Consider the following 15150-nt stretch of genomic DNA (forward strand, 5'->3'; position numbering starts at 1 on the left):
TGCCGGACCCGGACTACTCGTCGTCCTGGCAACCGAAGTGGTATTGGTAATCGGCCATGGCCCGTTTGATCACTTCGTGCGCTTCTTCGCGGTTGTAAACGTGGGTGATTTCGCAGACGTTCTTCTCGCTGGGCAGATGTTTGTAGGTCAAAAAATAATGTTTCAGCCGATTGATGTAGGAATCCGGGCAGTCCGAAACATCGCGCCATTGCCGGTAAAACTCGTCGCCCTTCATCACCGCAATGATCTTGTCGTCGGCCTCGCCGCCGTCCAGCAGCCGGAAACCGCCGATCGGGATCGCTTGCAGCAGGATGTCGCCGTGGGTCACGCTACGTTCGCTCAATACGCAAATATCCAGCGGGTCGCCGTCGCCCTTGGTCACGTCACGGCCGGAACGGCTGGCGGCGAATTCGGCGATGCGTTCCGCACAGTAACTGCGCGGAATGAACCCGTATAAAGTCGGAATCATGTTGGAAAACTTCTGCGGCCGGTCGATCTTCAGATAACCGCTGTCTTTATCGATTTCGTATTTGACCGTGTCCGACGGCACGATTTCGATGAAGGCCGTGACGATGTCCGGCGCATTGTCGCCGGGATGGATGCCGTGCCAGGGGTGTGCTTTGTGTTTAATATTCATCAGGGTTTTAGGGCTGGGGAGGAAACTGGTTACCGGCTTGGTTTACCAGGGCCGGGATGATGTGCAAGGCAGGCGGGGGCGGCGGCATGCCGGTCGCCGCCAATCGACCGGCGTCGTCATGATTATTCTGCCGCCACGGTCGCCGGTTTGCGTTTCAAATCTTTGTTCAGACGCTGCAGGCGTTTGACCATCTCCTTTTTCATTTGCTCGCGGCCGATCGAGTGTTTCAGGCTGCTACCCATGCCGGCGACCTGGTCGGTGGAACTGCGGATCGAATAGAACACCAGCGTACCGTCTTTATAGGGCAAACCGCCGGCGACGACCTGGCTGGAGTTGTAGGAGTGGCCGACGTAAAACTGGCGGGACAGGATGATGCCGCCGGCATCGCCGACTGAGATTAGCCTATGATTCAAAATCGCGGTGGGTCGGTCTTCCACCCGCCGATTCAACCAAATGAATTGCTCGGTCGTGTTGGCAGGTAATGTGGCCGGATAAGTCAACCAGGCTTGCTGCAATTCCGGAAAGTAGCGGGCCCAGGCTTTGCTGTTGACGGCGTCGGTGCGCAACTCGGCAGCGGGGTCGGCGCTGCCGCCGTCGCGGATGTAGGCGGCGATGCCGTTCAGGCCGTTTTTTTTGTACGCCAGCAGGCGCTGCAGCAAGAACTCGCGGTAGGTCTGGTTGGCGGTTTTCAACAGGGTCTTGTCGTCGGCGTCTTCCAGTTGGGCTTGCAGGCTGTTCAGGCGGTCCAGCTCGGCTTTGGACAGGTTGAATTCGTCGCCGGCTTCGGCGGCCAGAAAGGCCTTGGCTTCGTCCAGTTGTTTGTCGGTGAAGGCGAATTTTTTAAAGCTGTCGCTGCTCGGATTCGGGCCCAGCGTCGCGCTGGCGAGAATGTCGCTTTCGATCGCATTCATATTGCCCTTCTTGATGTAATCGGCAATCTGCGCCAACGGCACCGGCAATACCATTGCCACCCCTATCGCCAACTCCTTTTGGCTGGTTTCGCTGACGTCGTAGCCGACAATCTCGCCGCGGTCCAACTGGGCGATTTGCTCGGCGCCGATGCCGAAGTTTTGCAGAGCTTGCAGCGGCGAAGGCGCCTCCTGAGCTGTGGCCGGCGCGGCGGCCATTACGCAGCTCAACAGCAGTGCTGCGGCGAATGGGATCTTGATCGGCATACAGGCTCCTTTGCAGCGGGGCGCCGGATTGGCCCCGGTTTCAACCCTAAGTGTCGGCCATCAGCCGCCGTTTGACAACCGTCAATCGCGTTCCGGCTCGCCGTCGGCCGATCTGTTAGTGGCGGAATCGCCGTCGGCGGCGGCTTGGGCCTCGATCAGGTTGCTACCGAACAAGTCGGCAAATTTTTCCGCCGGTAACGGCTTGGAGAACAGATGGCCTTGGCCGTAATCGCAACCGGCGGCCCGCAACAGCTGCATTTGCTGCCGGGTTTCGATGCCCTCGGCCACGACTTTCAGGCCCAATTTGTGGGCCATGACAATGATCGCTTCGCACAATGCCAGATCGCTGGCGTCAAAACCCAGATTGCGGACGAAGCTTCGGTCGATTTTCAGGTAATCGATGTCGAATTTTTTCAAATACGACAGCGACGAATAGCCGGTACCGAAATCGTCGATCGCAACCTGGATCCCGGCATCGCGGTAGGCGTACAAGTGGTCGCGGATCACGTTGTCGGCATCCAGCAACAGACCTTCGGTGATCTCGATCACGATGGCCTGCCCGGCCAGACCCAGCGATTGCAAGTAAGCCAGCCACTCGCTGTCGACTCGGTTATGGCGGGCGAACTGGACCGGCGATTTGTTGATGCTGATTTTGAAATCCGGCGCGTGGCTGGCGCGCCAGCGGGCGATTTGCTGGGCCGCCACCCGGAACACCCAGTCGCCGATGTCGACGATCAGGCCGGTTTCCTCAGCCAGCGGTACGAACTCGGCCGGACTGACTCTGCCGCGCTTCGGATGGCGCCAGCGCAACAACGCTTCGGCTTTATGCATGGCGCCGGTGGTCAGGTCCACGACCGGCTGGTAATGCAGTTCCAATTCGCCGTTGACCAAAGCTTGGCGCAGATCGTTGGTCAGTCGCATGCGGTTTTGCGCGACTTGTTCCATCTCGGCGGTAAAGTAACTGTAGCGGTTGCGGCCTTGCTGCTTGGCGCTATACATGGCCTGATCGGCGTTTTTCATCAACTGCTCGGCGGCGGTGGCATCCTGCGGATACAGGGTGATGCCGATACTGACCGAGATATACGCGAGTTCGGCGCCCAAGCGGAACGGCTCGCTGAGACTGTGCAGAATGGCCTGCGCCACCCGGTCGGTGTCGGCCTGCGATTCCAGTTCGCCGAGGATGATGGTGAATTCGTCGCCGCCCAGGCGGGCCACGGTGTCGGCTTGGCGAACGCAATCGAGCAGGCGTTTGGCCGCTTCCTTCAACAACACGTCGCCCATACCGTGGCCCAGCGTATCGTTGACTTCCTTGAATCGGTCCAGATCCAGCAGCATTACCGCCAAGCCTGTGCGGTCGCGTGCCGATTTTTTGATCTCCTGGTTCAGCCGGTCTTGAAACATGCGGCGGTTGGCCAGATCGGTCAGCGGATCGAAATTGGCCTGGCGCCAGATGGCCTGTTCCACGTGTTTTTGTTCGGTAATTTCGGAGAACATGGCCACGCGGCGTTCCAGCTCTCCGTTTTCGTTATAGATACTGTTGATCACCAGCCACTCGTGGTAAATCTCGCCGTTTTTACGTTTGTTCCAAATTTCGCCTTGCCAGTGGCCGGTCTGCAGCAACGAATGCCACATGTGCTGGTAGAAGTCGGGGCTGTGGCGGCCGGATTTCAAAATATCGGTGGTTTTGCCGATCACTTCCTCTTCACGGTAACCGGTCAGGCGGGTAAAGGCGTCGTTTATGGCGATAATCCGATTGTTGGCGTCGGCGACCATCACCGCTTCGCCGATGGCTTGGTGGATCATCGCCATCAATTGCATTTCCCGTTCCAGGCGTTTGCGTTCGCTGACGTCGTGCACCGATACCAATACGGTATGTTGATTGTTGATCTCGAGCGGGTTCAGACTGATTTCCACCGGAAACTGGCTGCCGTCGGCACGCAGTGCCGCTAGCGAGCGGTTAGCGCTCATCGGCCTGGCTACGTCATCCCGCATGAAACGCTCGCGCAACGCGGCGTGGTTCAGGTTGGCCGGAAACGGCACCAAATCGTCGACGTTACGGCCGATCAGGACCTCGCGCGCATAACCGAAAACCGTTGCCGCCGGTTGATTGGCCAGCAGGATGTTGCCGCTGGCTGCGACCAGTAGCGCCGCTTCCGGCGCGCCGGCGACGATTTTTTCCAATTGTTGCCATTGCAGTAGCTTACGTTTGGAAATATCGGTGTGAGTGCCGATCATCCGCGAGGCCTTGCCGTTGGCGTCGCGTTCGATGACCAGGCCGCGACTCAAGATCCAGCGCCAGTCGCCGTCGACTTTGATTCGGTGTTCGTTACTGAAACGTGGGTTCAGATTATTCAGATGGGCCTGCAAATCGGCCAGCAGTTTCGGGCTGTCTTCCGGATGGATGCTGGCTTTCCAATTGCGGTAGTTATCGCGGGCGTCGAGTTCGTCGAAATTGAGGATTTCCATGCAGCGCGGCGATAGAAACACTTGGCCGCTGGCCAGGTCCCAGTCCCAGACCCCGTCGCCGCCGCTTTCCAAGGCGAATTTCCAACGCCGCTCGCTTTCTTGCAGCCGTTTTTCGGCCGCCTTGCGCTCGCTGATGTCGGTGCAAATGCCGCAGACTGCGTAGATGTCGCCGCCGGGGGTGCGTAGCGGGAACTTATGCGCCAAGTAGGTTCGGAGCGTACCGTCCCGGTGTGGGATTTGTTCTTCGAAGATCATGGGCTGCCCGGCCTCTAATACCATGCGGTCGTTGCCGCTCAGGCTGGCGGCAATCTCGGCCGGGAACAGGTCGGCATCGAAATGGCCGCGCACCTCGTCTTCGTTCAGGCCGAATATTGCAGCTAATTGTCGGTTGACCATTTGGTAGGCGCCGTCCGGGGTTTTCGTGAAAATCATCGTCGGCGTATGGTCCAGAATGCTCTGGAACCGGGCTTCCGATGTGGATAGCGATTGGCCGAACTGGATTTGCGTCGACTCGTCCTTCACCAGTTCGATTACCCCGACAATGCGGTCGTCGGCGTCGCGCAACGGTGTCTGCACCGAACCGAGCCAACGACCGTCCACGCTTTGGAACGGGGCGTGGTAGACAGTTTCTCCTTTCAGGGCGCGCTTGATCCCTGCCGGGACCTCGGTTGCCGCCAGCCAGGGAAATTTTTCCAGCGGCGTCCGGCCCAAACAGTCGTCTTCGCCGATGCCGGTCAGGGTCTGCATAAAACGGTTCCATAGCTGGTAGCGGCCATCAGCATCGTAGACCACCACGCCTTGTTGCACCGACTCCAGAATCTGCCGGTTAAACGCGCTCAGCGATTTGGAGGCCAGATCCGCGCGTTTGTGGTTTTCGACGGCCAGGGCCAGCATGATGCCGAGGACCGCGCAGAGCAACAGGTATGACCACTCCAGGTAGGGTCCGCTGTGAGGATCGACGCCGGCAAAGTAACCGCGGCCGAGTGCGGCGCCCAGTAGCGTTTGCATCGCCATTGTCGCGACCAAGGGCAAAACGCCGGGCAGGCCGAAATTCAATGCCCCGTAACCGATAAAGGCCATCAGGTAAAAGGCTTTGCCGAAAGCGCCCGGATAAAGCGGCCAATTTAAAAAGACGATATGGCCGGCCAAGAGGGCTAGCGCCAGATGGGCCGCGCCGTGGCTGTAACGCCAGACATTCCAGCGGACCAGGGGACGGTATTGCCGGAGCAGCAGTATGGGGGTGGCGATGGCGATGCCCAGCAAATCCGCCATCCACCAATGCAGCCAGTCGTTGGTCCACTGTCCGGCCGGGCTCAATTCGAAAACACGTAACGCCGTGGCGGCGCAAAACGCCGAGATGACCGATACCAGGCTGCCGCAGAGCAGTAAGCGCAGGAAATCCTGCGGGGTTTGCAACAGAGTAGGGGAATGGCGCAATAAACGCTGGCCGGCCAATGCCGATACGGCGGCTCCGCCGGCGAAGGCCAATGCCGCCAGCGGCGGGCTGCCGGCCCACAGGTTGCCGGCCAGAGCGCCGGAAAACACGGCAGGCCAGTAGCGGCGGCCGCCCAGCAACAATCCGCCCAAGGCAATCCCGCTGGCCGGCCAGATAATGGCGACCGTGCCATAGGACGTAAAAAAATCAGCCGCCAGCTTTGCCGCCAGTGCGTAGGCCAAGGCCAGTGCGGTTGCTGCAAGCGGATTGCCGCTGAAAGGGGAAAATATAGTTTGCAAACAAATACCTTAGGTCAAAACGAAGAGCCGGGATTCGGGGAGCCGAAACCGACCGTTTATCGCACAAATGATAAGGTTTTGTCATCCATTGCAGCCGGCCGCGGAGGCTGGCCGGTTGAAAGCGGCGCCGGTTCGCTCAATTGATAGCGCCTTTGGGCCCTTGGGTAGGGAGTGTTTCGAAGTGCGGGTCAGCTGGGCCTTAGACAGGTTCAGCCCGAACCGAATACCCGCAATAAACCGGGCCGGTTTATTGGCCCAGGTTTTCCATTTCGACGCTGACGCTCAATTCGTGGTCCTGGCCGCCGAAAATGACGCCTTTCAGCGGCGTGACGTCGCTGTAGTCGCGGCCCCAGGCGACGACGATGTGCTGGTCGCCAGGGGTTTGGTTGTTGGTCGGGTCGAAGTCCATCCAGCCCAGGTCCGGCAAATACACCGAAAACCAGGCGTGCGAGGCGTCGGCGCCGACCAGCTTCGGTTGGCCCGGCGGGGGCAGCGTTTCGATGTAGCCGCTAACGTAACGCGCCGCCAGCCCCTGGGAGCGGATGCAGCCAATCGCCAAGTGGGCGAAATCCTGGCAGACGCCGCGCCGGTGTTCCAATACGGTTGCCAGCGGCGTGCTCAAAGTGGTGAATTCCGGATCGAAGGTGAAATCGCGGTAGATGCGTTGCATCAAATCGCGTATCGCTTCCGGTAGCGCTCTGCCCGGTGCGAAGGATGGCTTTGCATACGCCGCCAGCTCCGGGCCGGCGCTGACCAGCGGCGAATCCAGCGCATATTGGCGCGCGTCCAGGGTCGGTTCGCTGATCTCGCTGTGCAGTATCTGTTTGGCGGTTTCCCAGGCGACGCCGTGACTGAGATCCATTTGTGCCGGCTGGCGGATGACCCGGACTTCGCTGACGGCGGTGACTTCGAACGTCTGGTGCGGTTCGCGGATCGAAAACCAAGCCACCTGGTTGCCGAAAAAATCGTTCCGTACCCGGTATTCGCTGGGGCTGGGCAAAATCTGCAATTGGGTGTCGATCACCTGCTGATTCGGGGTCGGCCGCGGCAACATGCGGACTTCGTTGTAGGACAATCCGACCGTTTGCTGGTAGCTGTAAGCCGTGGTATGAGTCACCTTATAACGCATGGCAAGCCCTCAAAGTAGCGATTGCGGCGCATCGCCGTGGCGGAAATAGGTCGCCGTCAGCGTTTCCGACAGATTGGCCAATAGCCCGTATATTTTGCCGAGTTGGCTGTCCAGCGCTTCGCGGCTGCCGCTTGCGGCGACAGTCTGCAATTCTTCGATGTTGGCGATGTGCAGAATGCAACTGGCCTCCAGCAGCAAACGTTCCTCGGCACCGATGCGGCGGTTGCCGGCCTCGCGCGGCAGCTTGGCGACGTGTTCTTGTAGCCGGGCGATTTGGTAAGCCAAGGAACGCGGGTTGTTCGGGTCCAGCAACAGCAATTCCAGAAAAGGCGCCAGCTCCAGGTTGGCGCGGTAATGTTGCCGGTAGCAGATCAGATTGTCGCTGCTGTCCAGCAAGGATTCGATTAGCCGGGTTTCCGCGGCTTCGCTTTGCGGTTCGACGAATGCGGTGCGCAGCAGAGACACCAGTTGCAGGCCGCGTTCCAGGCGGCGGCCGATGTCCAGAAACAGCCAGCCGTCGCCGCGGGTCATGCTTTCCATGGCCAGTCCGCTGAAGGCGGACAAGGTCGTGACCAATTGGTCCATCTGTTCCTGCATCGACCACAGTCCGGACTTGCGCAGGCGTTGCGCCGCGGCGATCTGCTCTTCGATTTCGTCCACCACCCGCCAGGTATCCGACGACCACAAGTCGCGCACGGCATAGGCCGACTGCGCCATGCGGTTGATGGTATCGGGCAGGCTGCCGATGCGGTCGGCAGCCGTGGCCAATGCCAGCAACTCGGCTTCCGGCGCCTTCAGCAATTCCTCGGCATCTTCGCCGAAGAAACCGGGGTAGGAACCGGTGGTGCCGGTGACGCAACGCAGCAAGGTATGCATGCTGTGTTGGTAATCGGGATTGTCGCGTTCCGGATTGATGAATAATTTTTTGATCGTGGCCCGGATCAGGCGAATGCCGCCTTCGGCGCGTTCCGCGTTGCGGCCGACCCAGAAAATATTATCGGCCGCGCGGCTGGGCAGGGCGCTGGCATGGCCGCTGAGGCCGTTATCGCCGGCTTGCGGCAGGGTAGTGATTTGCGGTTCGCTGGCGATGACCCAGGTGTCCTTGCTGATGCTGCCCATCTGGTTGGTGATCAGCATCTCGCCGTAGCTGTGGGCGCTGCGGGTCAAACCGCCCGGCATCAAGGTATAACCGTCGGCTCGAGCCACCATGAAGCAGCGCAACAAGGATTGCCGCGGCTGATAGCTGCCTTCGGCCAGACTCGGCGCAGTGGAAAAGCTTTCGTACTCCTGGCCGACGTAGAAAGCCGGCCGCGCCTGTATCCGCTGGCGCCAGGCGGCCAGTTCGGCCCGGCTCAGTTTGTGGCCGAACACGGCGTGCTCGCCGGGTTTGCGGTAAATCGGCTTGATCACCAGCCGTGGCAAGTTGGCCAACACGTAGCTCAGTTCCAGACTTTGCCCGCACCACCAGGTCGCGATTGAATTCAATTTCAGCGACTGGCCCAGAAAGTATTCGGCGATACCGGGCAGGAAGGCCATCAGACCGGGGTTTTCCAGCACGCCGCTGCCCAGCGGGTTGGCGATGGCAACATTGCCGCGGCGGACGACCTCCAACAAACCGGGTACGCCCAGCCGCGAGTCTTCCCGCAGTTCCAGCGGATCGCAGTAATTGTCGTCGACCCGGCGCAGGATCACGTCGACCCGTTGCAGGCCGGTCAGGGATTTCAGCCAGACGCAGCCGTCGCGGACGGTGAGGTCGTCGCCTTGGACCAGCGGATAGCCCAGGTAGGCAGCCAGATAGGCGTGTTCGAAAAAGGTTTCGTTGAGCGGTCCCGGCGTCAATACCACGACCCGCGGCAATTCGTGGTGTTTTGGCGCGATTGCGTTCAGACCGGCGCGTAGCGACTGGAAAAAACGCGCCAGCCGATGGACTTGGTTGTCGCGAAACAAGCTGGGCAGCACTCGGGACATGGCCAGCCGGTTTTCCAGCGCATAGCCGGCGCCGGACGGCGCTTGGGTCCGGTCGCCCAATACCCACATTTTTCGATCCGGGCCGCGAGCCAGATCGGCGGCATAAAGTATCAGTTGGTGCTGCCCGGCCAAGCGAATCTGGTTGCAGACCCGCAAAAAGCCGCCGTGGTTGTAAACCAGTTCCAGCGGCAACAGGTTCTTTTTGATCAGCTCGCGCGGGCCGTAGAGGTCGGCCAGGATCAAGTTCAGCAATTCGGCTCGTTGCAACAGGCCGGCTTCGATATCGAACCATTCGTCGCTGGAGACCAGCAGCGGCACCGGGTCCAATCCCCATGGGCGGCTGGCGCCGTCCGGGTCGCCGTAGACATTGTAGGTGACGCCGTTCTCCCGCAGCAGCCGCAATGCTTCGCGGTGGCGTTGTGCCACCTCGTCCGGGCCAAGCTGGATCAAGGCTTGCATCAAATGCAGCCAATGGCCGCGGATCTGGCCGCTCTCGTCCAGCATTTCGTCGTAGCACTCGGGCTGTTGGCGGTACGCGGATGCGAAAGCTTCTGGCAGGCTGAAAGTGGTCATGGCGACGAGTTTGCCGGTTTAAGGCGAATTACGCAATCGATAGTGGCAGTCTCGGTTGCTTGGCCGCTGCCGGTTTTCCGACAGCAAATGTCGTGCCGCTGCGTTCGGATTGGGGCCTCGGATTCCGGAATGGGCGGTCCGCGGCTCGCAGGCGGCATACCGCGGGTGGCGCAGCAATCAAGGCCGCGCCAAACCGGAGCGCTGTGCTCGCTATCGGGGCAATGGCGCGAGCGGGTTCGGCGCCTGCAGAAAAGGGCTGGTCGATTTAGTAGTGGTAGCCAAATTCGCAATTGCCGCCGAGGCGTTCGCTGAGCGGGGCGGTACCGAGGGTGTTTTGGTTTAAATCCATATTGCAGTCGACGTCGACATTGGATTTGCGGCTTTTCCGCGAACCAATCAAATTTTGCTCGCGGTTATCGGCCAACGTCGGGCCACTTTGCGCCGGCCGTTCGTCCAGCCAGCGGTCCGATGGCATGCTGAGGATCAATTCCGGGCGGGATTCGGGCGTCGGGGTGGGGGTGGCGCCGGTAGTGCCGGGCCAAACGGCAAAAACGGCGATGACTGCCAACAACTTGGCGGGGCGGGCAACAAGTAGGATTTTCATGGCACTCTCCTCAAGCCCCTTAGGCTTGGATGACGAGTTTTTTGGTGTAAAAGGCTTTAAAAATGGCCTGTAAGGCGTGGAAAAGTATAGACAAAATTTTCAGATTGTGGAGGGTTTTTTCCGGATTCTGGCGTGTTGAAATTTGACGGCAACGCTGATCCAACCGCGGTTGGACAGTGTTGGCGGGCGTTATATCCCTCTCGGCGGCGGACCGGTTGGCCTGCGTAGCGTCCAAGTTGGACGCCGTAAGGTTGAGCCCGGCCGAAAGAGTCAGGCCGGGCGGCAAGGGGGGCTGGTCTGGGGGCGTTCAGCAATTCATCGGTAGCGGCCGGGAATCGGCCTTGCTGAATTGCGGCAGCGTCGCGAATGCTTCCTTCAGCTTTTCATGCCACATGCGGCGCAGTTGAATCAGGTATTCGTTATCTTCCTGGAAGCAGTAGTATTCGTCGAGAGCCAGGCTGTCCTTGTGATAGACCAGCAGTTCCACCGGTGCGCCGACGCTGGCGTTGCTGCGCATGGTCGAGTCCATCGAAATCAGACAGCAGCGGCCGGCTTCCTGCAGCGACGTTTCGATTTTCAGAAACCGGTCGAGGACCGGTTTGCCGTATTTGTTTTCACCGATTTGCAAATAGGGGGTTTGGCGGGAGGTGGTAATGCAATTGCCTTCCGGATACACCAGATAGGCGCCGTGCGGCTCCTGGCCGATCTGCCCCGCCAGGATGAAGGTGGCCGAGGGGTTGAAACTGCTTTGGCCTTCATCGACATGCCGCCGTTGTTTTTCGACGCTGACATGGCCGACGTAATCGGCGGCTTCCGACAAATAGCTGACGCTGTCCAAATTGACTTCGGCCTGCTCCTTGATGTCCCGTTTCAATTGGTCGATCACCGCCTGCGTGGTCGCCAGATTGCCGGCACTGAGCAAGATGATCTTGCGGTCGCTGGCCGTGGTAAAGGCATGCATTTTGCCGTAGGTGCTGACGTTGTCGATGCCGGCGTTGGTTCGGGAATCCGAGGTTAACACCAATCCGTCCTTCAGAGAGACGGCGATACAGTAGGTCATAAGCGCAGAGTCTGAAACATTAGGTTAACCGCAGTGTACTAGAGATAAACCGCAAAGGCCAACGCCGGTCTTGGTGGACTGAGGCCGAGAGTTTGGCCGGATCGCGGCTACCGGGTCCGAAGTCCGGCCGTCAAAACACGATGTCGTCATCGGCCGCGATTTGTAAGGTCTGCTTGGTTTCCTGCACGGTGCTCTCGCGGGTTTTGTCCAGATAGCCTTTGGCCTTGTCGATTTCCGTGCTCAGCGAGGCCACGGTTTGCTTCATGTTGGCGAGGGCTTCCAGTTTGTAATTGGCCACCATGTCCATTGTGTCGTAGATGTTTTTGAAGGCCACGGCCAGTTGATCCAGGCTGACCGCCGCCGTGCCGGCCTGTTGCTGAATCTGCCCGGCCTGCTGCTTGAGCAGCGCCGAGGTGGATTCGATCAGGTTGCCGGTGGTGGCACGCAGCGCGCCGATCTGATCCAACACCAGCTTTTGGTTAGCCAGCGCTTGCGCCACGATCACGGCGGTGCGCAAGGCGGAGATGGTGGTGGTCGTGGCCCGGTCGACGCCCTTGATCAATTCCAGATTGTTCTTGCGGATCAAGTCCATCGCCAGATAACCCTGGATGGTCACGGCGAGCTGGGTCATCAAATCCTGCACCTTCTGCCGCAAGTAAAACAGCAGTTCTTCGCGAATGACGCGCGCCTTTTCCGGGTCGGCCGGCTCGATCTCGGCCAGCTTGGCTTCCAGCGCCGCGTCGATGCTGCGGCCGACGTGGATGTATTGCTCCAGCTTTTCCATGGTGTGCCAGGCGTTGACTTTCTCTTCTTCGATGGCGGCGTTGTCCTTGCGCAGTTCGTCCTGGCCGCCGTAAAGGGCGACGATGATGGCATCGATATGCTGCTGGGCCGATTGGTATTGCTGGAAATAATCGTGCAGCCGGTTGCCCCACGGAATCAAGCCCAGCAACTTGCGCGGTTGCAGCAAGTCGCCCTGGCGGCTGGGGTCGAGCGCTTCCACTTGGTTGCGCAGATCGACCAGCGAACGGGAGATTTTCGAGCCCTCGGTGAACACGCCGGCATCCAGCGCTTGGGTCGGACGCGCCAGCAGGCGGTTGGAAATGGCGGCGGCTTCCTTAATTTCGCCGGCACCAAGCTGGTGAACGCTATCCACCTTGGCCTTGAAGGCCGGGCTTTGGCTGGATTCCGCCAACACCGTATCGATGAATTCGGCGACGCGCTGGTCCAGTTTGACCACGGTTTCGGCCGGCAGTTTGACCATGGAAACCGCTTGCTCCTTGGCGATCGGCAACACCGGGGCCGGTGCGGTCAGGGTTTCCGGCGGGGTCAATTCGGGGATGTTGCTCATCGTGGGTCTCCCTGGTGCTGTCGTTAAATGTGGGCGGGTCCGGAACCGGATTGCTAGTGCCGATCTGCGCCGGCAAGTGGCTGCCAGTGGCGCGGCCTATGATAACCCGGATTGGATTGGCGCCCGATCGCGTTCAGCCGCGCGGCCCGTTTCGGTTCGGATCGGCTGGCGAATTGGGGTATGATCGGCTTTCGACCTGTCTCGCCAAAACCCAACTTTTTGAGGGCGCCATGCCAATATTCCCGGAAGCTGCCGCAAGCCGCAAACTCGAACGCGATCTCGACCGGCGCCGGTTGGGCGGCGTCTGCAGCGGTTTGGCGCGTTATACCGGTTTTAGCGTCACCGCCGTGCGGTTTATTTTTCTCGGCTCGATATTTTTCAGTTTCAGTCTGACGTTCTGGCTTTACCTGGTGTTATGGATCGTACTGCCGGGGCGGCGCTCGTCGGTATCGGAATTGTCCTGGCGCTTGCGGCGCAAGGCCCGGCGCCTGGAAAAACTGATCGAGACCACCCAGGCCAGCTTGCGCCAGCCCGAGGCGCGGTCGGCGCTGGAGCATACTCATCAACTGGTACTGAGCCTACTGCCGGATTTCGACGGCCTGTCCAATCGCAATAGTATTGAACTGGCCGCGGCCAAACGCGCGGTATTGGAACAGTTGCCGACTATGCTAGAACACTACCTGCGTCTGCCGCCGTCCGATCCGGAACCGGCGGGCGGTTCCGCGGCCGAGGAACGTTTGGGCCAGGCGTTGCAACGCCTGGAAACGCAATTGCGCGGGACGGCGGAAACGCTGTATTACCAGCGGATCGAGAAAGCCGTGGCAAATTCCGCCGCCCACCAAACCCCAACGCAGCACGCCGTTCCGTTGCCGGTTCGTCAGCAACTGGAATCTCTGCAGCGCCGCGTTGCCGGCAGGGTCGACGACGAGGTGGAACGCAAAATCGCCGGCATCGTCAATACCTTGCTGACACTGTTGTCGCGCCTGCCGCAAACCGTCGATGCCACCGACCCCGACCATTACAACCTGCAGCAAATCGCCCGCGACTACCTGCCCGGCGCCATCGAACGCTACCTGGCCCTGCCGCCCGCGCTGGCCCGCACCGAACCGGTGAGCCAGGGCAAGACCGCGCATGCCTTATTGGCGGAACAATTGGACCTGCTCGACCGCTCGCTGCATAGCATGCTGACCAGCCTGTATCGGCACGACGCCCAAGGCCTGTCGATCCACGGCCGCTTCCTGCGCGACAAATTTGTGGAACATGCGGACGATTGGTCGACATGAATTCGCAGTCGCCACGGTTTATCGCAAATCTCATCAACGTTTCAGGTGACTCGGAAAACGCATGCGCAATAAATTTTTAAACACCGGCCAACCGGGCTACCACCCGCTACGCAAAATCAAGGTGTGCCTATCCGGCTTGCGTTACGCCGTTGTTTACGACTTTAGCGTCGCCTACAAATGCGTGCTGTCGGTGCCGGTATTGGCCGCATGTTTTTATTACCGGCAATGGCTCGATTTTTTGTCGGTGTTTGCCGCGACCGGCTTGATGCTGATCGCGGAAATGTTCAACACCACAGTCGAAGCGCTGTGCGATTTCGTCGAATCCGGCCATAACGACAAAATCCGTATCATCAAGGACATCTCCGCCGCCGCCACCGGCATTGCCATATTGATCTGGATTGCCGTTATCGGCGCGGAATTGAATAGGCTATGGCAGGCGTTGAGCTGAGCCGCAATTGAATTGCGCATACAGGCCGGCGCTTCGCCTGCCGGTTTTCCGATTGGCAAAGGCTTTGGTCGTGCACGGTGAAGCAGGCGACGACAGCGAAATTTTTTACTGGGTTCGACTTTGTCGGAACAGGTTGGACTAATAGCGGCGCTTTCAAACGATCTGGCCCGTAAGGTTGATGTGATGCGAGAGCGAACAATAAATATTTACGGCGAAGTGCCTTGCGGGTAGCCCGGCCGTGATGAAAGATCGCTCACTCTATCGGGAAATGGCAAATGCGTTTGGTAAGGCAGATATCCTTGTAGGATGCGGTGAGGAACGAACCGCATCGATCGAGAAAGGAGCTAATTAACAACGATGACAGACTACCGCCGCTTTCAATATCCCGGAGCCACGTGGTTTTTTACGGTCAATCTGGCTGAGCGTCGTGGCAACCGATTGCTGACCGACCAGATCGATCAACTACGAACCGCCTTCGCGCAGGTTAAAAGCTGCCACGCTTTTGAAATTGACGCGATTGTTGTGCTGCCGGAGCATTTACATTGCATTTTGACCTTGCCGGTTGGCGATTCCGATTTTTCTACCCGCTGGGGATTAACAGGCTGGTGAAAAACTTGCGCCTATTTTCCCTTACCCACGGTTCTCGTGATTTTTTCGCGTTGAAATCAGTCATAAAATCGAGTTTCAACGGTTAGGCCTCTGTTTCGAGGCCTTTTTATCCA

The 15150-nt window shown here is 59.3% G+C and carries 11 protein-coding genes; 3 read left to right on the forward strand and 8 right to left on the reverse strand.

Annotation, left to right across the window (positions count from 1 at the left end; translation table 11 throughout):
- Nucleotides 1-13: 13 nt before the first annotated feature.
- From AC0IM9_RS07150 to AC0IM9_RS07185, 8 genes are all read right to left on the reverse strand, one after another.
- Nucleotides 14-637 (reverse strand): inorganic pyrophosphatase, encoded by a 624-nt coding sequence (locus tag AC0IM9_RS07150; protein ID WP_140913084.1) that lies wholly within the window; start codon nucleotides 635-637, stop codon nucleotides 14-16.
- A gap of 122 nt (nucleotides 638-759) precedes the next feature.
- The gene (locus tag AC0IM9_RS07155; protein ID WP_482803529.1) at nucleotides 760-1812 is read right to left on the reverse strand and encodes a hypothetical protein; all 1053 of its coding nucleotides are present in this window, start codon (nucleotides 1810-1812) and stop codon (nucleotides 760-762) included.
- Nucleotides 1813-1893: 81 nt separating this feature from the next.
- Entirely contained in the window at nucleotides 1894-6012 is a 4119-nt protein-coding gene (locus AC0IM9_RS07160; RefSeq protein WP_482803530.1) for an EAL domain-containing protein, read from the reverse strand.
- A 247-nt stretch (nucleotides 6013-6259) separates the two neighbouring features.
- Entirely contained in the window at nucleotides 6260-7141 is an 882-nt protein-coding gene (locus tag AC0IM9_RS07165) for a transglutaminase family protein (RefSeq protein WP_445372747.1), read from the reverse strand.
- A gap of 9 nt (nucleotides 7142-7150) precedes the next feature.
- Nucleotides 7151-9682 (reverse strand): circularly permuted type 2 ATP-grasp protein, encoded by a 2532-nt coding sequence (locus AC0IM9_RS07170; RefSeq protein ID WP_482803531.1) that lies wholly within the window; start codon nucleotides 9680-9682, stop codon nucleotides 7151-7153.
- Between the two features lie 265 nt (nucleotides 9683-9947).
- Nucleotides 9948-10286: a hypothetical protein gene (locus AC0IM9_RS07175; RefSeq protein WP_482803532.1), complete on the reverse strand. Its 339-nt coding sequence runs from the start codon at nucleotides 10284-10286 to the stop codon at nucleotides 9948-9950.
- Between the two features lie 307 nt (nucleotides 10287-10593).
- Nucleotides 10594-11346 (reverse strand): proteasome-type protease, encoded by a 753-nt coding sequence (locus tag AC0IM9_RS07180; RefSeq protein WP_140913090.1) that lies wholly within the window; start codon nucleotides 11344-11346, stop codon nucleotides 10594-10596.
- 130 nt (nucleotides 11347-11476) lie between these two features.
- Entirely contained in the window at nucleotides 11477-12697 is a 1221-nt protein-coding gene (locus AC0IM9_RS07185; protein ID WP_482803533.1) for a toxic anion resistance protein, read from the reverse strand.
- A gap of 230 nt (nucleotides 12698-12927) precedes the next feature.
- Here AC0IM9_RS07185 and AC0IM9_RS07190 point away from each other — a divergent pair, with 230 nt between their 5' ends.
- The 3 genes from AC0IM9_RS07190 (at nucleotide 12928) to AC0IM9_RS07200 (ending at nucleotide 15037) form a co-directional block, all read left to right on the forward strand.
- Entirely contained in the window at nucleotides 12928-13980 is a 1053-nt protein-coding gene (locus AC0IM9_RS07190) for a PspC domain-containing protein (protein ID WP_482803534.1), read from the forward strand.
- 61 nt (nucleotides 13981-14041) lie between these two features.
- On the forward strand, nucleotides 14042-14428 hold the full coding sequence (locus AC0IM9_RS07195; RefSeq protein WP_482803535.1) for a diacylglycerol kinase: 387 nt from the start codon (nucleotides 14042-14044) through the stop codon (nucleotides 14426-14428).
- 357 nt (nucleotides 14429-14785) lie between these two features.
- Nucleotides 14786-15037, forward strand: coding sequence for an REP-associated tyrosine transposase (locus tag AC0IM9_RS07200; RefSeq protein WP_482803536.1), 252 nt, complete (start codon nucleotides 14786-14788; stop codon nucleotides 15035-15037).
- Nucleotides 15038-15150 lie beyond the last annotated feature (113 nt).

The sequence above is a fragment of the Methylomonas sp. Uni0011 genome, from assembly GCF_056850255.1.

What these genes read in the sequence shown, in the direction of transcription:
- AC0IM9_RS07150 (WP_140913084.1), bottom strand. Translation starts at nt 637, where the DNA reads ATGAATATTAAACACAAAGCACACCCCTGGCACGGCATCCATCCCGGC.
- AC0IM9_RS07155 (WP_482803529.1), bottom strand. Translation starts at nt 1,812, where the DNA reads ATGCCGATCAAGATCCCATTCGCCGCAGCACTGCTGTTGAGCTGCGTA.
- AC0IM9_RS07165 (WP_445372747.1), bottom strand. Translation starts at nt 7,141, where the DNA reads ATGCGTTATAAGGTGACTCATACCACGGCTTACAGCTACCAGCAAACG.
- AC0IM9_RS07170 (WP_482803531.1), bottom strand. Translation starts at nt 9,682, where the DNA reads ATGACCACTTTCAGCCTGCCAGAAGCTTTCGCATCCGCGTACCGCCAA.
- AC0IM9_RS07175 (WP_482803532.1), bottom strand. Translation starts at nt 10,286, where the DNA reads ATGAAAATCCTACTTGTTGCCCGCCCCGCCAAGTTGTTGGCAGTCATC.
- AC0IM9_RS07180 (WP_140913090.1), bottom strand. Translation starts at nt 11,346, where the DNA reads ATGACCTACTGTATCGCCGTCTCTCTGAAGGACGGATTGGTGTTAACC.
- AC0IM9_RS07185 (WP_482803533.1), bottom strand. Translation starts at nt 12,697, where the DNA reads ATGAGCAACATCCCCGAATTGACCCCGCCGGAAACCCTGACCGCACCG.
- AC0IM9_RS07190 (WP_482803534.1), top strand. Translation starts at nt 12,928, where the DNA reads ATGCCAATATTCCCGGAAGCTGCCGCAAGCCGCAAACTCGAACGCGAT.
- AC0IM9_RS07195 (WP_482803535.1), top strand. Translation starts at nt 14,042, where the DNA reads ATGCGCAATAAATTTTTAAACACCGGCCAACCGGGCTACCACCCGCTA.
- AC0IM9_RS07200 (WP_482803536.1), top strand. Translation starts at nt 14,786, where the DNA reads ATGACAGACTACCGCCGCTTTCAATATCCCGGAGCCACGTGGTTTTTT.